19 protein-coding genes and 1 pseudogene are annotated in these 21,175 nt (G+C 70.7%); 11 read left to right on the forward strand and 9 right to left on the reverse strand.

The window, feature by feature from the left end; all coding sequences use genetic code 11:
* The first annotated feature begins 45 nt into the window (after nt 1-45).
* Entirely contained in the window at nt 46-2,907 is a 2,862-nt protein-coding gene (gene uvrA, locus ACH54P_RS45675) for an excinuclease ABC subunit UvrA (protein ID WP_489909541.1), read from the forward strand.
* A 3-nt stretch (nt 2,908-2,910) separates the two neighbouring features.
* On the opposite strand, the gene ACH54P_RS45680 is transcribed toward uvrA, so the two are convergent.
* Nucleotides 2,911-3,450, reverse strand: a complete 540-nt coding sequence (locus tag ACH54P_RS45680; RefSeq protein ID WP_489909542.1) for a fibronectin type III domain-containing protein — start codon at nt 3,448-3,450, stop codon at nt 2,911-2,913.
* A gap of 221 nt (nt 3,451-3,671) precedes the next feature.
* On the opposite strand from ACH54P_RS45680, the gene ACH54P_RS45685 reads away from it, so the two are divergent.
* The 4 genes from ACH54P_RS45685 (at nt 3,672) to ACH54P_RS45700 (ending at nt 6,022) form a co-directional block, all read left to right on the forward strand.
* On the forward strand, nt 3,672-4,175 hold the full coding sequence (locus ACH54P_RS45685; protein WP_489909543.1) for a COG4315 family predicted lipoprotein: 504 nt from the start codon (nt 3,672-3,674) through the stop codon (nt 4,173-4,175).
* Between the two features lie 145 nt (nt 4,176-4,320).
* Nucleotides 4,321-4,872, forward strand: a complete 552-nt coding sequence (locus ACH54P_RS45690; RefSeq protein WP_489917016.1) for a sigma-70 family RNA polymerase sigma factor — start codon at nt 4,321-4,323, stop codon at nt 4,870-4,872.
* Entirely contained in the window at nt 4,869-5,573 is a 705-nt protein-coding gene (locus ACH54P_RS45695) for an anti-sigma factor family protein (protein WP_489909544.1), read from the forward strand. Before ACH54P_RS45690 ends, ACH54P_RS45695 begins: the two co-directional genes overlap by 4 nt.
* A 5-nt stretch (nt 5,574-5,578) precedes the next feature.
* A complete protein-coding gene (locus ACH54P_RS45700) occupies nt 5,579-6,022 on the forward strand; it encodes an SRPBCC family protein (RefSeq protein WP_489909545.1) in 444 nt (147 codons plus the stop codon).
* Here the strand turns inward: ACH54P_RS45700 and ACH54P_RS45705 are convergent.
* The gene (locus ACH54P_RS45705) at nt 6,010-7,434 is read right to left on the reverse strand and encodes an MFS transporter (RefSeq protein ID WP_489909546.1); all 1,425 of its coding nucleotides are present in this window, start codon (nt 7,432-7,434) and stop codon (nt 6,010-6,012) included. The two genes, ACH54P_RS45700 and ACH54P_RS45705, sit on opposite strands and share 13 nt — an antisense overlap.
* A gap of 105 nt (nt 7,435-7,539) precedes the next feature.
* Here ACH54P_RS45705 and ACH54P_RS45710 point away from each other — a divergent pair, with 105 nt between their 5' ends.
* Nucleotides 7,540-7,941: a winged helix-turn-helix transcriptional regulator gene (locus tag ACH54P_RS45710; protein ID WP_489909547.1), complete on the forward strand. Its 402-nt coding sequence runs from the start codon at nt 7,540-7,542 to the stop codon at nt 7,939-7,941.
* 96 nt (nt 7,942-8,037) lie between these two features.
* On the opposite strand, the gene ACH54P_RS45715 is transcribed toward ACH54P_RS45710, so the two are convergent.
* Nucleotides 8,038-9,384: a cation:dicarboxylate symporter family transporter gene (locus ACH54P_RS45715; RefSeq protein WP_489909548.1), complete on the reverse strand. Its 1,347-nt coding sequence runs from the start codon at nt 9,382-9,384 to the stop codon at nt 8,038-8,040.
* 156 nt (nt 9,385-9,540) lie between these two features.
* On the opposite strand from ACH54P_RS45715, the gene ACH54P_RS45720 reads away from it, so the two are divergent.
* Nucleotides 9,541-11,115 (forward strand): ATP-binding protein, encoded by a 1,575-nt coding sequence (locus ACH54P_RS45720; RefSeq protein ID WP_489909549.1) that lies wholly within the window; start codon nt 9,541-9,543, stop codon nt 11,113-11,115.
* The gene (locus ACH54P_RS45725; RefSeq protein WP_160702120.1) at nt 11,112-11,780 is read left to right on the forward strand and encodes a response regulator; all 669 of its coding nucleotides are present in this window, start codon (nt 11,112-11,114) and stop codon (nt 11,778-11,780) included. The genes ACH54P_RS45720 and ACH54P_RS45725 overlap by 4 nt, the downstream gene beginning before the upstream one ends.
* A gap of 1 nt (nt 11,781) precedes the next feature.
* Here the strand turns inward: ACH54P_RS45725 and ACH54P_RS45730 are convergent, their stop codons facing one another.
* The gene (locus ACH54P_RS45730; RefSeq protein WP_489909550.1) at nt 11,782-12,414 is read right to left on the reverse strand and encodes a hypothetical protein; all 633 of its coding nucleotides are present in this window, start codon (nt 12,412-12,414) and stop codon (nt 11,782-11,784) included.
* Between the two features lie 112 nt (nt 12,415-12,526).
* Here ACH54P_RS45730 and ACH54P_RS45735 point away from each other — a divergent pair, with 112 nt between their 5' ends.
* Nucleotides 12,527-14,278, forward strand: coding sequence for a M64 family metallopeptidase (locus tag ACH54P_RS45735; protein ID WP_489909551.1), 1,752 nt, complete (start codon nt 12,527-12,529; stop codon nt 14,276-14,278).
* A 224-nt stretch (nt 14,279-14,502) separates the two neighbouring features.
* Nucleotides 14,503-15,246, forward strand: coding sequence for a 23S ribosomal RNA methyltransferase Erm (gene erm / locus ACH54P_RS45740; protein ID WP_489909552.1), 744 nt, complete (start codon nt 14,503-14,505; stop codon nt 15,244-15,246).
* Here erm and ACH54P_RS45745 read toward each other — a convergent pair.
* Nucleotides 15,243-16,111: pseudogene (locus tag ACH54P_RS45745) on the reverse strand (DDE-type integrase/transposase/recombinase). The gene erm and the pseudogene ACH54P_RS45745 sit on opposite strands and share 4 nt — an antisense overlap.
* Nucleotides 16,112-16,262: 151 nt before the next feature.
* On the opposite strand from ACH54P_RS45745, the gene ACH54P_RS45750 reads away from it, so the two are divergent.
* Nucleotides 16,263-16,700, forward strand: coding sequence for a VOC family protein (locus tag ACH54P_RS45750; RefSeq protein ID WP_489909553.1), 438 nt, complete (start codon nt 16,263-16,265; stop codon nt 16,698-16,700).
* A gap of 17 nt (nt 16,701-16,717) precedes the next feature.
* Here the strand turns inward: ACH54P_RS45750 and ACH54P_RS45755 are convergent, their stop codons facing one another.
* From ACH54P_RS45755 to ACH54P_RS45770, 4 genes are read right to left on the reverse strand one after another with little or no spacing between them, the layout of a single operon-like run.
* A complete protein-coding gene (locus ACH54P_RS45755; RefSeq protein ID WP_489909554.1) occupies nt 16,718-18,088 on the reverse strand; it encodes a beta-N-acetylhexosaminidase in 1,371 nt (456 codons plus the stop codon).
* A 1-nt stretch (nt 18,089) separates the two neighbouring features.
* On the reverse strand, nt 18,090-18,938 hold the full coding sequence (locus ACH54P_RS45760; protein WP_489909556.1) for a carbohydrate ABC transporter permease: 849 nt from the start codon (nt 18,936-18,938) through the stop codon (nt 18,090-18,092).
* Nucleotides 18,929-19,876: a carbohydrate ABC transporter permease gene (locus ACH54P_RS45765; RefSeq protein ID WP_489909557.1), complete on the reverse strand. Its 948-nt coding sequence runs from the start codon at nt 19,874-19,876 to the stop codon at nt 18,929-18,931. The genes ACH54P_RS45760 and ACH54P_RS45765 overlap by 10 nt, the downstream gene beginning before the upstream one ends.
* Nucleotides 19,876-21,159, reverse strand: coding sequence for an extracellular solute-binding protein (locus tag ACH54P_RS45770; protein ID WP_489909558.1), 1,284 nt, complete (start codon nt 21,157-21,159; stop codon nt 19,876-19,878). The genes ACH54P_RS45765 and ACH54P_RS45770 overlap by 1 nt, the downstream gene beginning before the upstream one ends.
* Nucleotides 21,160-21,175: the final 16 nt, after the last annotated feature.

The following is a 21,175-nucleotide window of genomic DNA, read 5'->3' on the forward strand; positions in this document are numbered from 1 at the left end:
CGGGCCGGCGACCGCACCTGAGAATGACATTGAAGGGACCCTGGCGTGGCTGATCGCCTCGTTGTTCGCGGCGCCCGCGAGCACAACCTCCGCGGCGTGGATCTCGACCTGCCCCGCGACAGCCTGATCGTGTTCACCGGCCTGTCCGGGTCCGGGAAGTCGAGCCTCGCCTTCGACACCATCTTCGCCGAGGGGCAGCGGCGCTACGTCGAGTCGCTGTCGGCGTACGCTCGCCAGTTCCTCGGGCAGATGGACAAGCCGGACGTCGACTTCATCGAGGGCCTCTCGCCCGCGGTGTCGATCGACCAGAAGTCCACCTCGCGCAACCCGCGCTCGACCGTGGGCACGATCACCGAGGTCTACGACTACCTGCGCCTGCTCTACGCCCGCGCCGGCAAGGCGCACTGCCCGAAGTGCGGCGAGCCGATCAGCAAGCAGACCCCGCAGCAGATCGTCGACCAGGTGCTGGAGATGGACGAAGGCGTCCGCTTCCAGGTGCTCGCGCCCGTGGTGCGCGGGCGCAAGGGCGAGTACGTCGACCTGTTCGAGAACCTGCAGCAGCAGGGCTACGCGCGCGTGGTCGTCGACGGCACCGTGCACGCGCTCACCGACCCGCCGAAGCTGAAGAAGCAGGAAAAGCACCAGATCGGCGTGGTGATCGACCGGCTGAGCGTCAAGTCGAGCTCGCGCCAGCGGCTCACCGACTCGGTCGAGACGGCGCTGCGGCTGGCCGACGGCCTGATCGAGCTCGAGTTCGTCGACCTGCCGGAGAACGACCCGCACCGGATCCGCGGCTTCTCCGAGAACCTGGCCTGCCCCAACGGCCACCCCCTGGCGATCGAGGACCTCGAGCCCCGCTCGTTCTCCTTCAACTCGCCGTACGGCGCCTGCCCCGAGTGCACCGGCATCGGCATCCGCAAGGAGGTCGACCCGGAGCTGGTGGTGCCGGACGACGAGCTGTCGCTGGCCGAGGGCGCGATCGCGCCGTGGTCGGGCGGGCAGAGCGCGGACTACTTCATCCGGCTGCTCGAGTCGCTGTCGGAGACCATCGGCTTCCGGATGGACACGCCGTGGCGCAAGCTGCCGGCGCGCGCCCAGAAGGCGGTGCTGCACGGCGTCGACGAGCAGGTGCACGTCCGCTACAAGAACCGCTACGGCCGCCAGCGCTCGTACTACGCGAACTTCGAGGGCGTCATCCCGTTCCTCGAGCGGCGGCAGGAGCAGACCGAGTCCGAGTACATGCGCGAGCGGTACGAGGGCTACATGCGCGAGGTGCCGTGCCCGGCCTGCCAGGGCACCCGGCTCAAGCCGGAGATCCTCGCCGTCACGCTGCAGCACAAGACCCGCGGCGACATGTCGATCGCCGAGGTCTGCGCGCTGTCCATCGCGGAGGCGTCGCAGTTCCTCGACGAGCTGGAGCTGGGCCAGCGCGAGGCGATGATCGCCGGCGCGGTGCTCAAGGAGATCCAGGCGCGGCTGCGCTTCCTGCTCGACGTCGGCCTCACGTACCTCTCGCTCGACCGCGCGTCGGCGACGCTGTCGGGCGGCGAGGCGCAGCGGATCCGGCTCGCCACCCAGATCGGCTCGGGTCTCGTGGGCGTGCTGTACGTGCTCGACGAGCCGTCGATCGGCCTGCACCAGCGCGACAACCACCGGTTGATCGAGACGCTCACCCGGCTCCGCAACCTGGGCAACACGCTGATCGTCGTGGAGCACGACGAGGACACCATCCGCTCGAGCGACTGGGTGGTCGACATCGGCCCGGGCGCGGGCGAGCACGGCGGCCATATCGTCCACAGTGGACCGTACAAGAAGCTGCTGAAGAGCAAGGAATCGCTCACCGGCGCGTACCTGTCCGGCCGCCGCCGGATCGAGATCCCGGCGATCCGGCGGCCGGTCGACAAGAAGCGCCAGCTGACCGTCGTCGGCGCGCGCGAGCACAACCTGCGCGGCCTGGACGTCTCGTTCCCGCTCGGCTGCCTGGTCTCGGTGACCGGCGTCTCCGGCTCGGGCAAGTCGACGCTGGTGAACGACATCCTCGCGACGGTGCTGGCGAACAAGCTCAACGGCGCCCGCCAGGTGCCCGGCCGGCACACCCGCGTCAACGGCTTGGGCCACGTCGACAAACTGGTGCGCGTCGACCAGTCGCCGATCGGGCGGACCCCGCGGTCCAACCCGGCCACCTACACGGGGGTCTGGGACCACGTCCGGAAGCTGTTCGCGGCGACCACCGAGGCGAAGGTGCGCGGCTACCAGCAGGGCCGGTTCTCGTTCAACGTCAAGGGCGGCCGCTGCGAGGCGTGCGCCGGCGACGGCACGATCAAGATCGAGATGAACTTCCTGCCGGACGTCTACGTCCCGTGCGAGGTCTGCAAGGGCGCGCGGTACAACCGGGAAACCCTCGAGGTGCACTACAAGGGCAAGACCGTCTCGGACGTGCTCGACATGCCCATCGAGGAGGCCGCGCAGTTCTTCGAGCCGATCAAGGCCATCCACCGCCACCTGCAGACGCTGGTGGACGTCGGCCTCGGCTACGTCCGGCTCGGCCAGCCCGCGCCGACGCTGTCCGGCGGTGAGGCGCAGCGCGTCAAGCTGGCGAGCGAGCTGCAGAAGCGCTCCACGGGCAAGACGGTCTACATCCTCGACGAGCCGACAACCGGCCTGCACTTCGAGGACATCAACAAGCTGATCGGCGTGATCAACGGCCTGGTCGACAAGGGCAACTCCGTGATCGTGATCGAGCACAACCTCGACGTGATCAAGACGTCCGACTGGATCATCGACATGGGCCCCGAGGGCGGCTCCGGCGGCGGCACGATCGTCGCCGAGGGCACGCCGGAGCACGTCGCCGGCGTCGAGGAGAGCTACACGGGCGAGTTCCTGCGGACGGTGCTCTCGGCCGAGTGACGGCTACCGCTCCTTGCCGGTGGTCTGGTGGACCACCGGCGAGAGCGGGCCGTAGCGCAGCGCCCGGAGCCGGTAGGCCGAGCCCTCCTCGCCGGGCAGCAGCGAAAGCGCACAGGTCGTCACGTCCGGCCCGGTCACTTCGACCGGGTCGAACTCCGGCGCGCCCGGACGCCGGATCTCCAGCAGGAACCCGGCCTCGTCCGGGGTGCGGTCGGGCCACGTGAACGTCACCGTGTCGCCCGTGGGCACCGCGTGCAACTCCGTCGAGACCGGGCCGGAGAACGGCTGCTCCCGGTAGTAGAACGGCGTCTCCGGGATCAGGTCCGGGTGGTGGTAACTCGTCACGTGCGGTGGCAGGAACCGCAGCGTCGTCCACGGTCCGGCGGGGTCGTTGGCGTACTCGACGCGGTGCCCGTCGGCGTCGTCCGGCCAGCTGAGCACCACGTCCGTGGGCGAAGTCAGGGTCGCGGTGAAGGACGGCGGGGGAGCCGCGGAACAGCCCGCGGCCAGCAGCGCCACCAGGACGAGGGGTTTGACGGGCACGGCGGCCTCCGGGAACTGCGGGGGCGGCGGTGCGGACGTGATCAGCTTAGGAACCCGGCCGCACGGCGACAAGATCGTGCCGATCACCGGAACACACCAATCCGGCCGCACCCCGGCGCCGAAGCGCGCGAATCCCGCTGAACCGTTCCCGGCCACCGTCCGTGTCTGAGGTGTCGAGGTCCGCCGGACGGCGGTGCCGCCCTCACCGAGGAGAGAACGTCATGAACCGTATCCGGCCGGTGGTCGTCAGCGCGGTGGCGCTGGTCGCCGTCGCCTCGTTGTCCGCCTGCGGTGAGATGGCCGATGGTGCCCAAGGGCCGCAACACGGGGAACCGGGGCACAAGATGCTCCAGGTCGCCACGGTCAACGGCGTGGGCGCGGTGGTCACCGACGCCGACGGCAAGACGCTCTACCGGTTCGACAAGGACCTCTCCCAGCCGCCGACGTCCAACTGCGACGGCGAGTGCGCCACCCAGTGGCCGCCGATGCTCGCCGGAGTGGCCACGCCGATGCTCAAGGGCATCCAGGACACCCAGGTGGGCACCGCGACCCGCAAGGACGGCAGCAAGCAGATCACGCTCAACGGCTGGCCCTTGTACGAGTTCGCGGGCGACAAGGCGGCGGGTGACCTGAACGGCCAGGGCGCGAATGGCACGTGGTTCGCCGTCGCCCCGGACGGCAGCAAGATCACCGCGGGTGGCAAGGCCGGCGGCGCCGGGTCCTGACAGACGACGGTTTTCCGGGACAACGAGGAAGGACGGGCAGCCGATGAACACCATGGTCGCGCTGCGCTCGACGCACGCACCGCCGGTGGCACTCAGGCTTGCAGTACTGTCCTCGCCGACTCAGAACACCGTCGGGAGGACGAGGGTGGCCATAGGAGGCAGGCGGCCTAAGAAGGCCAAAGGCGAAGACCTGATTCGGCAGCTGTACGCCGAACACGGGCGAAGCCTGCTGGCCTACGCGACGAGGCTGACCGGTGATCGGGCGGCAGCCGAGGACGTGGTCCAGGAGACGCTGGTCCGGGCGTGGAAACACGCCGACAACCTGCAGAACGACGGGAAGGGCTCGGTGCGCGGCTGGTTGCTGACCGTCGCGCGCAACTTGGTGACCGACCGGGCACGTGCCCGGGCGGCGCGGCCACAGGAGGTGGCCGAACCGGCCGAAGGCGTGCCGACCCCGGCCGTCGAGCGGGACCACGCCCAGAGCGTGGTCGACTCGATGACCGTGCTCGGCGCGATGGACGGCCTTTCGAACGAACACCGAGAGGTCCTGGTGGAGATCTACTACCGGGGACGGACGGTGGCCGAAGCGGCGAGAACACTGGGCGTCGCACCGGGTACCGTGAAATCAAGGTCTTACTACGCACTGAGAGCACTGAGGGCAGCGATGATTTCGAGCGGAACGGAGGTGGCGCGATGAACTCGGTCGACGAGAGTCACACGCAGCTCGGCGCGTACGCCCTCGGGGCGCTCGACCCGGCGGAGGCGGCCGACTTCGAGCGGCGGCACCTGCAGACCTGCGCGCAGTGCCGGTTCGACCTGAACGAGCTCGTGGCGTTGCGCGAGTCGCTCGATGAGGTGCCGCCCGAGGCGTTCCTCGAAGGGCCGCCCGAGGGTGGGGATCTGCTGCTGCAGAAGACCCTGCGCCGGGTGCGCGACGAGGAGAAGACGGTGGCACCCGCCCGCTCGCCACGCCGGGGCCTGGCCCTGGTCGCCGCGGCGGTGCTGGTGGTGGCCGCGCTCGGCGGCGGCGTGCTGGTGGGCCGCCAGACGGCCGAGCCACCGCCGCAGGCGCTTCCCGGGCCGGAGGTGCCCGGCACGAAGACCGTCGAAGGCCGGGACCCGACGACCGGGGTGCAGCTGACCGCGTCGGTGAGCCCGTTCCAGGGCTGGGTCCGGACGAACGTCAGCGTCAAGGGCGTCCGGGCCGGGGAGAAGTGCCTGCTCCAGATCGTCACCAAGGAAGGCCAGGCGGTGACGGCGGGCAGCTGGCAGGTGTCCGAGAAGTGGGAGAGCCAGGGCTTCACGCTCGACGGGTCCGCGCTGGTCGCGCCCGACGACGTGAAGTCGGTCGACATCGTCACGGTGGACGGCCGGAAGCTGGTCTCGGCCCAGGTTTGACGGGCATGACGGACGCGCGCTACCGGTTCCGCAGCACGTGGCTGCTGCCGGGAACCGTGCCCGAGCGGGTGTTCGGCGTGGTCACCGACCTCGCCGGCTACCCGCGGTGGTGGTCGGACGTCCGCGCGGTGCGCCGGGTGGACGACGACACCGCCGAGCTGGTCTGCCGGTCCCGGCTGCCGTTCCGGCTGGTCGTCCGGATGCACCGGGAACACCAGGACGAGCGCACGGGCCTGATGCGGGTCAGGCTCAGCGGCGACCTCGACGGGGTACTGGCGGGCGCGGTCCGCGCGGCGGGCGCGGGCACGCTGCTGGAGATCACCCAGGACGTCCAGGCCCGCAAGGAGTTGCTGCGGCGCCTCGACACGGTGGCCCGGCCGATCTTCCGCGCGAACCACGCGCTGATGATGCGGCGGGGCCACCGTGGTCTTTCCGCCTACCTGACCTGACCGGCGACGCACACTTCCGGCTCGGCGACGGGAGCCGTGACCCGGCGGGCGCGGCGAGCCAGGACCAGCCCGCCCAGCGCCACCGCCGCGATCAGGAACCCGGCGCTGACGCCGTAGGCCAGCCGGAACCCGGCCGCCAGCGCCTCGCGGTGGTCCACCCCGCCGAGGCTCGCGGTGCGGGATGCCGCGACCGACGCCAGCACCGCCGTCCCGACCGCCGCGCCGACCTGCTGGGTCGTGTTGATCAGGCCGGACGCGACACCCGCGTCCGACGGGGCGACGTCCGACATCGCCAGCCCCATCAGGGCCGGGATCGCCACGCCGGCGCCGAGACCCATCAGCAGCAGCGCGGGCAGGACGTCGGCGAAGTAGGAGCCCGAAACCCGGGTGAGCAGCACCAGGCCGACGATCACCAGGCCGAGGCCGCCCAGCAGCACCCCCCGCGGCCCGAACCGCGCGGCGAGCTTGTCCGCGAAGCCCAGCGACGCCACCGCGATCACCACCGGCACCGGCAGGAACGCGACACCGGTGCCCAGCGCGTCGAAGCCCAGCACCTGCTGCAGGTACAACGCCGTGACGAACTGGAAGCCGAGCATCCCGGCGACCATCAGCACCATCACCAGGTTCGCGCCGGTGACCGCGCGGATCCGGAACACCCGCAACGGCAGCAGCGGCGTGCGGGCCTTCGCCTGCCGCACCACGAACGCGGCCAGCAGGACGACGGCCGCGGCCAGGGCGCCCCAGACGGCGGACGAGATCGCGTACACACCGAGCATCACGGCGGCGGTGACCAGCACGGCGCCGAGGACGTCGAGCCCGGCCCGCAGGCCGGTCCCGCGGTCCGCCTCGACCACGCGGACGGCCAGCACCAGGGCGACCACGCCGATCGGCAGGTTCACGTAGAACGTCCAGTGCCAGTCCAGCGCCTGGGTGAGCGCGCCGCCCGCGATGAGCCCGATCGACGCGCCCGCCGCCTGCGTGAAGCTGTACACGCCGATCGCCTTGGCCCTGGCTCGCGGCTCGGGGTACATCGTGACGATCATGCCCAGCACCACGGCCGACGCGAGCGCGCCGCCGACGCCCTGGGCGAACCGCGACACGACCAGGACGCCCGCGTCCGTGGCCAGACCCGCGACCAGGGACGCGAAGGTGAACAGGCCGAGCCCGCCGAGGAAGACGCGGCGGCGGCCCAGCAGGTCGCCGAGCCGGCCGGAGATCAGGAGCAGGCCGCCGAAGGCGACCAGGTAGGCGGTCACCACCCAGGCGAGGCCGGCGGGCGTGAACCCGAGGTCGGCCTGGATGGCGGGCAGCGCCACCGCGACGATGCTGCTGTCCAGCACGACCATCAGCGAAGCGGCGCAGAGCACCGCCAACGCGAGGCCGCGGGAGCGGGTGGGGTGGTTCTCGGCCATGTCAGGCCCCTCCAGTCGAGCGTTCCCCCTGGTCGTTGCCAGGGCACTTCTTGTAACAGTGCCCATCATGTGTGACCATGGGTGCGCCCGGAAGGAGGCACTTTCATGTCCCAGGGGAACATCGATGTACCCGTCCAGGTCACCGAGATCGACCCGGAAAAACTCGACGTCTGCACCGTGCTCGAGGTCATCAACCGGATCAGCGGGAAGTGGGCGATCGGCATCCTCCTGGAGGCCACGCGGGGCCCGGTGCGGTTCACCGAGCTGGAGCGCTCGGTCGAGGGGATCAGCCGCCGGATGCTGACGCTGACCCTGCGCAACCTCGAGCGCGACGGCCTCCTGGTCCGCACGGTCTACCCGACCGTCCCGCCGCGCGTGGAGTACGAAGCCACGCCGATGGCGAAGGAGCTCTACCAGTCGTTGAACGGCTTTCTCGGCTGGGCGGAGCGGCACCGCGAGGAGATCGCCGCCGCACGCGTCGCCTACGACGGCCAGGCCGCCGGCTGAACGTGGAACGGGCCGCGGCGCGAGGTCGGGGGAACTCGCGCCGCGGCCCGCGGTGGTTCGTGCTCAGCGGGGGCAGTGAGCACGAACGTCAGGGGGTCAGACCGGAACCTTTTCGCCCTCCGGCTCCGGCCTCGCCTCGTGCTCGTCGAGCATCGTGGCTTCGTCGAACGGCTCCTGCCCGGCGAAGACGCGCTGCGCCTGTTCGCGGTCGAACTCCTTCGTCCAGTTTCCGATGAGGACGGTCGCGACGGCGTTGCCGGCGAAGTTGGTCAGCGCGCGGGCCTCCGACATGAACCGGTCGATGCCGAGGATGAACCCGACGCCGTTGACCAGGTCGGGCCGGTGCGACTGCAGGCCGCTGGCGAGCACCGCGATGCCCGAGCCGCTGACGCCGGCCGCGCCCTTCGAGGCGATGATCATGAACAGCAGCAGGACGATCTGCGAACCGATCGACAGCGGCGCGTCCTGGGCAGAGGCGATGAACAGCGTCGCCATGGTCAGGTAGATCGCGGTGCCGTCGAGGTTGAACGAGTAGCCGGTCGGCACGGTGATGCCGACGACCGACTTGCCGACGCCGAGGTGCTCCATCTTCGCGATCAGCCGCGGCAGGGCCGACTCGGACGACGACGTCGACAGGATCAGCAGGAACTCGCGGCGCAGGTAGTTGAGCAGCTTCAGGATGTTCACCCGCGCACCGGCCCACAGCACCAGGCCGAGGATGCCGAAGACGAACACCAGGCAGGTCAGGTAGAAGCCGATCATGATCACGGCGAGGCTCTTCAGCGCGTTGACCCCGGTCGCGCCGACCACCGCGGCGATGGCGCCGAACGCGCCGATCGGGGCGGCCCACATGATCATCGCCAGGATCCGGAACACCAGCCGCTGGATGTGCTCGATCCCGCGCAGGATCGGCGCGCCCTTCGGGCCGAGCTTCTGCAGCGCGAAGCCGACGAGCAGCGCGACCAGCAGCGTCTGCAGCACCTGGCCTTCGGTGAACGCCGAGACGAGCGTCTTCGGGATGATGCTCAACGCGAACTCGACCGGGCCGGCGGCGCCGGTGGCCGACTTCTGGGCGCTCTTCACGTCGGCGGGGTTCAGGTGCAGCCCGCTGCCGGGGTGCAGCAGGTTGCCCACGATCAGGCCGATCGCCAGCGCGAACGTCGACATCGCGATGAAGTAGACCAGCGCCATCAGGCCGATCTTGCCGACCTTCGCCGCCTTCGCGACCGAGCCGACGCCGATCACGATGGTGCAGAAGATGATCGGCGAGATCATCATCTTGATCAGGTTGACGAAGCCGTCGCCCAGCGGCTTCAGGCCCTTGGCGAAGCCGGGGAAGAGGAAGCCGACCGCGATGCCCAGGGCGACCGCGACGATCACGGCCAGGTACAGGTAGCGGGTCTTGTCGCGGCGCGGCGCCGCGTCGGGGGTCGGTGTAGGCACCGTTGCCTCCAGCTCAGGGGTGTCCAGGTTGCGGCACACTGTAGGCGCACTCCGGTGACCCGGCTCACTTGTGTTCATTGAGTTCGCGTGTGGATCGGACCGTCCCGTTCGGACACCGGCGCGCGGGTGTGCTGGTATGAGGAGGTGTTCCCGACGGTGCGGTCCCACTGGAGCCTGGCCCGCCAGCTGCTCGTGCTGCAGCTCGTGGTGCTCTGCGTGCTGGCCGGAGCCGGGATCACGTTCGCCTGGCTCGACGCGCGGCGCGCGGTCAAGCAGAACGCCGAGGACCAGGTCCGCGCGGTCGCCGTGACGGTCGCCGAAGAGCCCGGCGTCGTGGCGGCGGTGGCGTCGCCGGACCCGAGCGCGGCGCTCCAGCCGTTCGCGCTGCGCCTGAAGGACCAGACCCACGTCGACTTCATCACGATCATGAGCCCGGCCGGGATCCGCTACACGCACCCGACCCCCGCGCTGATCGGCCGGCACTACATCGGGAACATCGACAAGGCCCAGCGCGGCGAAGAGCTCACCGAGACCTACACCGGCTCGCTCGGCCCGTCGGTGCGCACGGTCGTGCCGGTGTTCGACGCCGGCCACCGGGTGATCGCGCTGGTCGCGGTCGGGATCACCGTCGCGGCGATCTCGGCCGAGCTGCGCGAACGGCTGTGGCCGCTGTTCGGCGTCGCCGGCGCGGTGCTGCTGGTCGGCGCCCTCGGCGGCTGGCTGATCAGCGCCCGGCTGCGGCGCCAGACCCGGGGGGTCGCGCCGGACGAGCTGAGCAACCTCTTCGAGTACCACGAGGCCGTGCTGCATTCGGTGCGCGAAGGCGTGCTGCTGGTCGGCCACGACGGGCGGATCGGGCTCTGCAACGACGGCGCGCGCACCCTCCTCGGCCTCACCGCCGACCCGGTCGGGCGCGACCTGGCGTCGCTGGGCCTGCCGGACGAGCTGGCGAAGGCGTTCACGTCGTCGGAGAACCGGGCCGAGGAGGTGCACCTGACGGACTCCCGCGTGCTGCTGGTCAGCACGACCGCGGTCCGCTCGGGCGGCCGCGCGCAGGGCACCGTCGTCGTCCTGCGCGACCACACGGAACTGCAGACGCTGACCGGCGAGCTGACCACCGCCCGCGGCCTGGCCGAGGCGCTGCGGTCGCAGGCGCACGAGGCCGCGAACCGGCTGCACACCGTCGTTTCCCTGGTGGAGATCGGCAAACCCGAGCAGGCCGTCGAGTTCGCGACCGCCGAGCTCGCGCTCGCCCAGGAGCTGACCGACCGCGTCGTCGGCGCCGTCGCCGAGCCGGTGCTCGCGGCCCTGCTGCTCGGCAAGGCCGCCGAAGCCAGCGAACGCGGGGTCGAGCTGACGGTCACGCCGGACACCGTGATCGACGACGTCTCGCTGGGGATCGAAGCGAGGGACCTGGTGACCATCCTCGGCAACCTGATCGACAACGGCCTCGACGCGGCCGTGCGCGGGAGCGGGCACCCCAAGGTCGTCGTCACCGCCCGCACCGACGACGGCGGGCTGCTCCTGCGCGTCGCCGACACGGGCCCGGGCGTCCCCGACGACGCCGACGTGTTCCGCCGCGGCTGGTCGACGAAGGCGGAGGACGGCCACGGGCTGGGGCTGGCGCTCGTCGGCCAGGCGGTGCGCCGCTACGGCGGTACGGTCGACGTCGGCCGGGACGGGGGCGCGGTGTTCACCGTGCGGCTGCCGCGGCAGGAGGCGGACCGGTGATCCGGGTGCTGGTGGTGGAGGACGAGCCGGTGGCCGCCGAGGCGCACCGCGTCTACGTCGAACGGCTCCCGGGGTTCTCGGTGGCCGGCGTGGTCCACTCCGGCGGCGACGCGCTGCGGTTCTGCGAGCGCGAGCCGGTCGACCTGGTGCTGCTGGACTTCTACCTGCCGGACACGCACGGCCTGGCGGTGTGCCGCTCGCTGCGCGCGGCCGGGCTGCCGATCGACGTCATCGCCGTGACGTCGGCGCGGGACCTCGGCCTGGTGAAGGCCGCGGTGTCGGTCGGCGTGGTGCAGTACCTGCTCAAGCCGTTCACCTTCGCCACCCTGCGCGAGAAACTCGAGCGCTACGCCGAGTTCCGCGACGCGTCCGGCGAGGTCACCGGCCAGGCCGAGATCGACCGGGCCCTCGGGGCGCTGCGCACCACCGAGCAGCCCCCGCTGCCGAAGGGGATGAGCGTCCAGACGCTCGAAGCGATCAGGGACGCGCTGTCCGGCGCCGCGGAAGGCCTGTCGGCGGGGGCGGCGGCGAGCGCGATCGGCGCGTCCCGCGTCACGGCGCGCCGGTACCTGGAGTACTTGGCGGACAACGGGATGGCCCACCGCGAGCCCCACTACGGCCAGGTCGGGCGGCCCGAGGTCTGGTACCGCCTGACCCGCGTCTGAGCTACAGCCGCTCGGTGAGGAGCTGGGCGATGCGCGTGTAGGTGTCGGCCCGGTGGGAGGCCAGGTAGAGCCCGGCCAGCCGCGTCTCGCCGTGGCTCTTCTTCGCGACCAGCAGCTTGACGTCGTGCCCGTCGACGCGGCAGGTCCGCGCGGTTCCGTTCACGCCGGCGACCGGGGACGCGGGTTCCGTGCAGTCCTTGGTCCACTCCTTGACCAGCGAGGTGAACTGCCCGGTACCCCGAACGACGTCGAGGTAGAGGTCGAACACCTGCCGCCCCCCGGTCCGGCTGGCGTAGTTGCAGTGGTAACCCATGACCCCCGGCCGCGAGTCGGGCGCCTCTTCGACGGCATAGGAATCGAGGGCGGCCCCCATCGCCTCACTGACGTCCTTGATGCCGAGGAAAGGACACGCGGAGGTGACCTTGTCCGGCGACTGAGGCGGCGGCGGTTGCGACGTGGTCGGCGGCTGCGAACCGGGCCCCGGGCCCAGCGCGGGCGCGTCGGACGTCGGGACCGGCTTGCTCGAAGTCGTGGCGGTCGTGGTCGTGGTCTGCGCCACCGGTTCGGCGGTCGTGCAGGCGGTGAGCAGCGCGAGCGCAGCAGCCGCCGGCAGAATTCCCCCTCGGATCCCCATGATCCCAGCATAGCGGCGTATAACGATCTATACCTCGTCCCCGACTTCCGGCGGGTTCCCGCGACCGAGGCACTGCGGTAGACCGGGATCAGCCGACGAGGGGAGCGCCGCCATGCGGAACTGGGCCGGGGTCGTGGCGGCGGCGCTGTTCACCGCCACCCTCGCTGTTCCCGCGTACGCCGACGAGCCCGCGGCCACCGTCACGGACGTCCAGGTGACCGGGCCCGTCGCGCAGCGGTTCTCCCTCGTCGTCCTCGGGGACGGCTACACCGCCGCCGAGCAGCCGAAGTTCTTCGCCGATGTCCAGCGGCACGTGAACACCCTCTGGTCGCTCGAGCCGTTCAAGTCCTACCGCAGCTACTTCAACGTCTACGCCGTGTCGATCGCGTCGCCCGAGTCCGGTGTGGACTGTGACCCTTCGCTCGACGCGCCACGCCGGGACACCCCGCTGAACATGGGGTTCTGGGGCGGCTGCAACGCCGGCAGCGTGCAGCGGCTGCTGACCGTCGACGACGCCGCCGCGCAGCGGTACGCCGACCTCGTGCCCGGCACCACCCGCGCCAACCGGCAGATCCTGGCGCTGGGCAACAGCGACACCTACGGCGGCGCGGGCGGCACCTACGCGACGGCGTCCGGCGGGAACGCGCTGTCCGCGCTGATCTCCCCGCACGAACTGGGCCATTCGCTCGGCGGCCTCGACGACGAGTACGACTACTACGCCCGCAACGTCCCGGGCGGCGCGTACGAAGGCGGCGAGCCCGGCTCGATCCACCACACGCTGCTGACCGAACGGCAGATGCGCGACCAGCACGCGAAGTGGTGGCGCTGGCTCGGCGAGCCCAGCGAGTCCGGCGGCCGGATCGGCCGCGTCGAAGGCGGGTTGTACACCCAGACCGGCGTCTGGCGGCCCAGCAGGCACTCGATGATGAAGACGCTCGGCTACGCGTTCGACCAGGTCGGCCGCGAACGGATGACACAGCGGATCTCGGCGAAGGTGCCGCTCATCAGCGGCGGCACGCCGGCCGGGACGATCGGCGCCGACCGCGTCGTCCGGGTGCGCACGATGCACCCGGTGAGCCACCGCCTCGACGTCACCTGGACCCTCGACGGCCGCCCGCTGCGCGGCTCCGACGCCCTCGACCTGCGCCAGGTGCACGTCAAGCCGGGCCGGCACACGTTGACGGCGACGGTGACCGATCCGACGCCGTTCGTCCGCGACCCGCTGGTCCGGCCGGTGGCGACCCGCACCTGGACCGTCGACACGTCGGTCGTCACCCCGCCCGCCGGCGGCAGCGTGACAATTGTGGCGTCGACGCCCACCACCCAGCCCGTCGGCGGCACGGACGTCGTCTACGTCGAGACCGGCGAGCCGACCGGGTCGATCCCGCCGGTCCGCTGGGCCCTCGACGGCAAGCCGGCCGGCACCGGACCCGACTTCGCGTTGCGCGAGTCACGCGGGACGCACACGCTCACGGCGACGACCGGCGGCAACACGCTGACCTGGACGGTGGACGCGACGGGCCCGACGACGACGGCCGAGCTCCCGGACGGCCAGGTGTTCCACGGTTCGTTCACCATGCGCCTCGCGTCGCCCGACGGAATGCCGGAGTTCCGCGTGGACGGCGACGGCTGGCACAAGTACTACGGCTGGCCGACGGACCGCAACGCGCCGTACCTGTTCACCGCCCGTGGCACGGAAATCGACGGCCTGGCGTACGGCAACCTCGGCCCGGACGGCCTGACGGTCTCCCCGTTCAGCGAGCGAAAGCCGGGCTACGGCAAGCACCGCATCGAGTACCGGTCCATCGACGCGGCGGGCAACGTGGGCCCGACGCGGTCGGTCACGGTGACGCTGCTGCCGTAAATCGGTCGCAGGTCGCCGTCGCGCGCTTGTAGGGTGCCCGGCCATGGGAACTTTGTGGATGCCCGCCTGCGGGCGTAAGGCTCAGCGTCTCCGCCGCGCCTGACGGCGCGCCTCGCTGAAGATCCGATCGCGCCGTACTTCCGGATGCCCCGGCACCCGGAGGCGGTCGAGCGACTCCGCTCCCATCCCCGGGTGCTCCGTTCCGCAAGCCTGGAGTGCCTCCCTTGTCCCGCTCAGTCCACGGCGGCCGCCACGAACTCGGCCAGAACTTCCTGTACCACCCCCCGACGATCGACCGGATCGTCCGGCTCGTGCGCGAGACGGACGGGCCGATCCTCGAGATCGGCGCCGGCGACGGCGCGATCACCGGGCACCTCGCGACCCTCGGCCGTGACGTCCTGGCCGTCGACCTCGACGAGCACCGCGTGCGCCGGCTCCGGCGCCGCTTGCCTTCGGTGACCGTGGTGCACGGCGATGCGCTCCGGACCCGGCTGGACCGGCCGGTCGTCGTCGGCAACCTGCCGTTCCACCTCACCACGCCGATCCTGCGGCGGCTCCTCACCGCCGGCGGCTGGGCCGAGGCTGTCCTCCTCACGCAGTGGGAGGTGGCGCGCAAACGCGCCGGCGTCGGCGGGCGGACCATGCTGACCGCCCAGACGGCTCCCTGGTTCACTTTCACCCTGCACGGGCGCGTCCCGGCCGACGGGTTCCGCCCGAAACCGGCTGTCGACGGCGGGCTCCTCACGATCTCGCGACGGCGTTCGCCGCTCGTCGACCCGGCCGAACGGGCCGGCTACGAACGGTTCGTGCGCGAGGTGTTCACCGGACGCGGCCGCGGGATCGAGCAGATCCTCAGCTCGGTGGTCCGGAAGCCCTGGCGCGCGACCCTGAAGGCGGCCGGGATCCCGCCGACGGCCCTGCCGCGCGACCTCACCCCGCGGCAATGGACGGCGCTGTGGAACGGCTAGTTGTAGTGACCTGTGAGGTTGGGGACGCGGGTGGCGGGTGGTTTGCGGTTGAGTGCGGTGTGTCCGCGGTGGTCACCCACAAACGCACCCGTCCCTACCGGCCGCAGACCAACGGCAAAGTGATCTGCGCGTCGCGCCAGGTGCGGGAGCGGTAGCAGGACCCGTTGTCGGTCAAGACCCGGCGGATGGTGATCCCGCAGTCGGTGAAGAACGCTTGTGCCCGGGTCCAGAACGCGGCCGCGGTTTCCTTGGTTTCATCGGGCAGGATCTCGGTGTGGGCCAGGCGGGAGTGGTTGTCGACGGCGTTGTGCAGGTAGCTGTGACCGAGGTTCGGGCGCCCGTGGACCTGGCGGGGCCGGGAAGGGTCGCGGTGGGCGGAGCTGTTCCGCCCGCCGGCAGCCCGGCCGTGCACGCGGTGTCCGCCGCCGTCGGGAATGTTGCCCAGCTTCTTGATGTCCACGTGCACCAGATCACCGGGCGCGGCGTGTTCGTAGCGGCGCACCACTCGGCCGGTGGCCCGATCCAGGCGCCTCAGGTGGGCCGGCCGGTAGCGGGTCAGGACCCGATGCACCGTCGAGGGGTTCAATCCGAGCAGGTAGGCGATCCGGGCCGGTCCCCACCGGCGCAGTACCCGGACCTTGATGATCCGCCGCTCGGTTCGGTTCGGGCTGGCGTGAGGGCGGCTGGACCGGTCGGCCATGCCGGCTTCGCCCAGGTCGCGGTGGCGGCCGGACCACCGCGCAGCGGTGGAGACCGACACCTGGAACCGTTCCGCAGCCCGCCGCAACGGCCACCGGTCTTCCCCGACACAGCGGGCCAGCCGCAATCTCCCGGTCGCAGTCAAAGGTGCGTTAGCGTGAGTCACGAAGGGCCTCCGTTGATCGGTGTAGACGTCGCAATCCACACCGAACCCGGAGGCCCTTCCCTACATCAAGATCATCCGATCACGTGTCACCACGATCGCAACCTCCCTGGACAGAACGGCTAGCGAGTCCCGGCTCGGTAGCATGCGACACATGCCCATCAAACTTGAGAACGTCGGCATCACCGTTCGCGACCTCGAAGCGGCGATCTCCTTTTTCACCGACCTCGGTCTCACGGTCGTCGGCCGTGACACGGTCAGTGGCGAGTGGACCGACACTGCCGTCGGCCTTGATGGCAACCACGCCACCATTGCGATGCTGCAGACGCCGGACGGTCACGGTCGCCTCGAGCTCTTCGAGTACATCCACCCCGAAGCGATCGAGTCGAATCCCACTCGTCCCCACGAGATCGGCATGCACCGCGTCGCCTTCTCAGTCGACGACATCGACAAAGCCCTTGAGACAGCCGCGAAACACGGATGCCATCCGCTTCGCGGCGTGGCCACCTATGAGGACGTCTACAAGCTCACCTACGTCCGCGGTCCCAGCGGCATCATCGTGATGCTCGCCGAGGAGCTGAAGAAGAACTGACGTCCGAACGGCCCGGTCTAGCGCGGCCGCCCCGGCACCCCGGGCCTCGTCTGCCACGGCAGCGGCCCGTCCAGTGGCCGGTATTCCACCCCGAGCGCGTCCAGCCGCGGCAGGTGGTGGTCCCGCAACCGCGGCAGGAACTCCGCGTAGTCCCGCGGTCCGCTGCTCCACGCCACCTCCGCGAACGCCGACAACCGCGGGAACGCCATGTAGTCCACCCGCTGCACGCTGTCCATGTGCTCGGTCCACACCTGCGCCTGCACCCCGCGCAGCCGAGGTCCGGTCAGCGCCGGTTCGTACGCGTAGACGTCCTCCAGCGTGTGCAGCATCCCCACCGGGATCGGCTCGGCGGGATCCGGAGACTGCCGGTGGTCCAGGTAGACGTGCTGCTCGGGGCACATCACCACGTCGTGCCCGGCCGACGCCGCCCGGACGCCCGCCGCCTCGTTCTGCCACGAGCCGATCACCATCGGGGGCAGATCGGGGATGTCGAGGACCTCGTCCCAGCCCATCGGCGTCCGGCCTCGCGCCACCAGGTGCTCCGCCAGCCGACGGACGAAATCGCGGTGCGATTCGGTCGCGCCCGGCGTCTCGTCGCCGCCCAAGGCGATCACCTGCGACGGGAAGATCTCCAGCAGGTGGTCGAACACCTGCCGGAAGAAGTCCAAAGTAGACGGGGAAGGGTCGAGCAGGGAGGTGCTGATGCCCCAGGAGGTCCAGATTTCGTAAGTTTCTTCGGAGCCGAGTTCAGGATAAGCCGCCAACGCCGCCCGCGCGTGCCCCGGGATGTCGATCTCCGGAACCACCGTGACCGAACGAGAAGCCGCGTAAGCCACGATCTCCCGCAGGTCGTCTCCGGTGTAGAAGCCGCCGTGCGGGCGACCGTCCTGCGCACCGCCGCTGCCCACCATCGACGACGGCCGCCACGCGCCCACCGACGTCAACCGGGGGAACGCGGGGACCTCGAACCGCCAGCCCTGGTCGTCGGTGAGGTGCAGGTTCAGCACGTTCAGCTTGTGCGCGGCCAGCAGGTCGACGAACCGCAGCACCTCCGCCTTGGTCCGGAAGTGCCGGGCGACGTCGAGCAGGCACCCGCGCCACCCGAACCGCGGGTGGTCCTCGACGACCCCGCAGGGCAGCGCCGACGGCGCGAACCCGGCGGCACGGAACGCCGCGGGCCCGAGAAGCTGCCGCAGGGTCTGCCGCCCGTAGAACTCGCCGGCCGCGTCGGCACGGTCCAACACGACGCCGGAGGGCGAGATCTCGAGCCGATAGCCCTCCGCCGGCAGGGAAGCGGACCGGACGTCCACGGGGGACGGCCATGGGCAGACCCCCGGCGAAGGCGTCACCGAAACCGGCCGGGGGAGCAGTGCGTCGAAGGAAGACATGTCAGCCCTTCACGGCGCCGGCCATCCCGGACACCAGCCGTCGTTGCACGAGGACGAAGAACACGAGCACCGGGATCGTCATCAGCGTCGACGACGCCATCACCGCGCCCCAGTCGGTGTCCTCCGGTTTGAAGAACACCAGGATCGCCTGGGGCAGCGTCTGGTTCTCGGTCTTGGAGATGATGAACGTCTTGGCGAACAGGAAGTCGTTCCACGCGTGGATGAACGCCAGCACGCTGACCGCGACCAGCCCGGGCGCCACCAGCGGGAACAGGATCTGCCACGTGAACCGCATCCGGGACGCGCCGTCGAGCTTCGCCGCTTCTTCGAGTTCCACCGGCACGGCGGCGACGAACCCGCGCAGCATCCAGATCGCGAACGGCAGGCTGAACGCCAGGTGCACCAGCACCAGCGAACCCAGCTCGTTCAGCCCGAACGCCGGCACCACGCCGCCGATCTGACGCATCAGGAAGAACAGCGGGATGGTCAGCGCCTCCACCGGCACCATCTGCGCGACCAGCGTCATCACCAGCAGCACGGTCCGGCCCTTGAACGAAAACCGCGTCAGGGCCACCGCCGAGAGGAACGAGAGCAGCAGCGACAGCACCACGACGACCAGCGCCACCAGCAGGCTGTTCACGAAGAACCGCCCGAAGCCCGACACGGTCAGGACCCGCGAGAAGCTGTCGAACGACGGGCTGAACGTCCACGGCTTGGGGTTCGCCGACTGGATCTCGCCCGGCGGCTTGAACGCCGAGAGCAGCATCCAGTACAGCGGGAAGGCGACGATCCCGGCGATCACGACCGTGACGATCTCGGCGACCAGCCGGCCGGGACGGTTCACAGCCATGCCGCGCTCCGGCGCTGCGACCGGACGTACAGCCCGGTGACCGAGAGCAGCAAGAGCGTCATGACGACTCCGATCGCCGAGCCGAGGCCGTACTCCTGCCCGGCGAAGGCCTGCTGGTAGGCGTAGACGTTGAGCACGAGGTTGCGTCCGGCCACGCCGCCGCCGTTGGTCATCACGTAGATCTGGGTGAACACCTTGAAGTCCCAGATGATCGACTGCACGGTGGCGATCATCAGCAGCGGCCGCACCATCGGCAGCACGATCGTCCACGTCGTGCGCCACATCGACGCGCCGTCGAGCGACGCGGCTTCGAGCACCTCGTCCGGGATGCCCTTGATTCCCGCGTACATCGTGACCAGCACGAACGGGAACGAGCACCAGATCACCTCGGCGGCGACCAACCCGAACGCGCCGAGCGTGCCGAAGGTCCACGAGTGGTGCTCGAACGGCAGCCCGATCCCCGACAGCACCTCGTTGACCAGCCCGAAGTCGGTGTCGAAGAGGAACAGCCAGACGTAGGAGCCCGCGATCGCCGGCGTCGACCACGCGCCCAGCGCCGCCAGGGACAGCAGCATGCGGGGGAGTGAGCGCACCCGCGAAGCCAGCACCGCGAGCCCGGTGCCGACGACGAGCGAACCGGCGACGCAGGCCGCGGCGAACCCGACCGTCTTGCCGAGCACCGTCCAGAACTGCGCCTGGGACAGCAGGTCCGCGTAGTTCTCGAAGCCGAGGAACACCAGCGGCGCGTTGCCCGCGGCCTGCGGCTGGCCGTAGTCGTAGAACGAGATCAGGACCAGCTGGTAGATCGGGTAGGCCAGCAGCGCCGCGAGCAGGACGCCCGCCGGGGCGAGGTAGAGCGCGGCGGCCCGGCCGTCCCGCCGCCGTCGCCGGACCCGCGGGGGCGCGGCGACGGGACGGGCTTCCTGGGTGAGCACCACTAGCCGAAGGCCTTGTCCATCGCCGCGGCCGCGTCGGACAGCGCCGCCGACGGGTCCTTGCCGCCGGTCGCGATCTGCTGGACGGCGGTCGGCAGCACGTTCTGGCTGTCGATCTTCGACCACGACGGCGTCGCCGGGACGAACTTCGTGCCCGCCTTGAGGGTGTCGACGAACGGCTTGAGGAACGGGTCGTTCGCCGCGAGCTTCTGCTGCACGCTGCCCAGCGTCGGCAGGTTCCCCATGGCGGTGTACATCTTCTCCTGGTACTTCGCGCCGCCGAGCAGCTCGACGAACTCCAGCGCCAGGCCGCGGTGCTTGCTCGCGTTGAAGACCCCGAGCAGGTTGCCGCCGGCGAACGCCGGGGCGATGCTGCCCGCGGCCGCGCCCGGGATCGGGACGACGGCGTACTTGCCCTTCACCGCGCCCTGTTCGACGGCCTTGCGGTTGAAGTCGCCGCCGATGGTCATCCCGGCCTTGCCGCCGGCGAACGCCGTGACGCTCTGCGTGCCGGTCAGGTTCGCGCACTGCGCCGGCGGGCAGATGTCGTCCTTGAGCAGGGTGGCGTACTCGGTCACGCCCGCCTTCGCCTGCTCGCCGGTGATCGTCGACTTCCACTTGCCGTCGGTCTGCTGGGCCAGCTCGCCGCCGTTGGCCCAGAGGAAGGGCAGCATCGCGTAGGTGTACTTGCCGCCGACGGAGATGCCGTAGAGGTCCGGCTTGGCGGCGCGGATCTTCCGGGCGTCGTCGGTGAGCTCCGACAGCGTCGACGGCGGCTTGAGGCCCAGCTCGGTGAAGACGTCGGTGCGGTAGTACAACGCGCGGATCCCGGTGTACCAGGGCAGGCCGTAGGTCTTGCCGCCGGACTTGGCGGTGTCCAGCACGGTCGGGATGAGGTCCTTGCCCTCGCTCCAGGACGCGAGGTCGCCGGTCAGGTCCGCGAGCGCGCCGGTGGCGGCGTAGCTGGAGACGTCGGTGTTGCCGAACTCGGCGACGTCCGGCGCGTTGGCCGGGTCGTTGAAGGCGCCGGAGAACTTGTCGGCGCGGCCTTCGACGGGCACCCACTGGACGTCGACCTCGACGCCTTGGTGCGCCGCCTTGAACTCGGTGATGGCCTCCTTGACCGCGGCCTCCTTCGGCGCGCGGTTGGCCTCGTCGAACAGCCAGACGCGGACGGTGCCGGTCTTGTCGTCCGCGCCGGCGCCCGCGGGTGCGGACTGGGTGGGCGCGCAGCCGGCCAGCAGGGCCAGCCCGGCTACGACGGGCAGGGTGCGGCGCAGTCTCATGGGTCCTCCAGTGGTG

It is taken from the genome of Amycolatopsis sp. N2S4-7 (genome assembly GCF_058119595.1).

What these genes read in the sequence shown, in the direction of transcription:
- ACH54P_RS45710 (WP_489909547.1), top strand. Translation starts at nt 7,540, where the DNA reads ATGTCCCAGGGGAACATCGATGTACCCGTCCAGGTCACCGAGATCGAC.
- ACH54P_RS45760 (WP_489909556.1), bottom strand. Translation starts at nt 18,938, where the DNA reads ATGGCTGTGAACCGTCCCGGCCGGCTGGTCGCCGAGATCGTCACGGTC.
- ACH54P_RS45700 (WP_489909545.1), top strand. Translation starts at nt 5,579, where the DNA reads ATGACGGACGCGCGCTACCGGTTCCGCAGCACGTGGCTGCTGCCGGGA.
- ACH54P_RS45685 (WP_489909543.1), top strand. Translation starts at nt 3,672, where the DNA reads ATGAACCGTATCCGGCCGGTGGTCGTCAGCGCGGTGGCGCTGGTCGCC.
- ACH54P_RS45730 (WP_489909550.1), bottom strand. Translation starts at nt 12,414, where the DNA reads ATGGGGATCCGAGGGGGAATTCTGCCGGCGGCTGCTGCGCTCGCGCTG.
- ACH54P_RS45755 (WP_489909554.1), bottom strand. Translation starts at nt 18,088, where the DNA reads ATGTCTTCCTTCGACGCACTGCTCCCCCGGCCGGTTTCGGTGACGCCT.
- ACH54P_RS45695 (WP_489909544.1), top strand. Translation starts at nt 4,869, where the DNA reads ATGAACTCGGTCGACGAGAGTCACACGCAGCTCGGCGCGTACGCCCTC.
- ACH54P_RS45735 (WP_489909551.1), top strand. Translation starts at nt 12,527, where the DNA reads ATGCGGAACTGGGCCGGGGTCGTGGCGGCGGCGCTGTTCACCGCCACC.
- ACH54P_RS45770 (WP_489909558.1), bottom strand. Translation starts at nt 21,159, where the DNA reads ATGAGACTGCGCCGCACCCTGCCCGTCGTAGCCGGGCTGGCCCTGCTG.
- ACH54P_RS45705 (WP_489909546.1), bottom strand. Translation starts at nt 7,434, where the DNA reads ATGGCCGAGAACCACCCCACCCGCTCCCGCGGCCTCGCGTTGGCGGTG.
- ACH54P_RS45750 (WP_489909553.1), top strand. Translation starts at nt 16,263, where the DNA reads ATGCCCATCAAACTTGAGAACGTCGGCATCACCGTTCGCGACCTCGAA.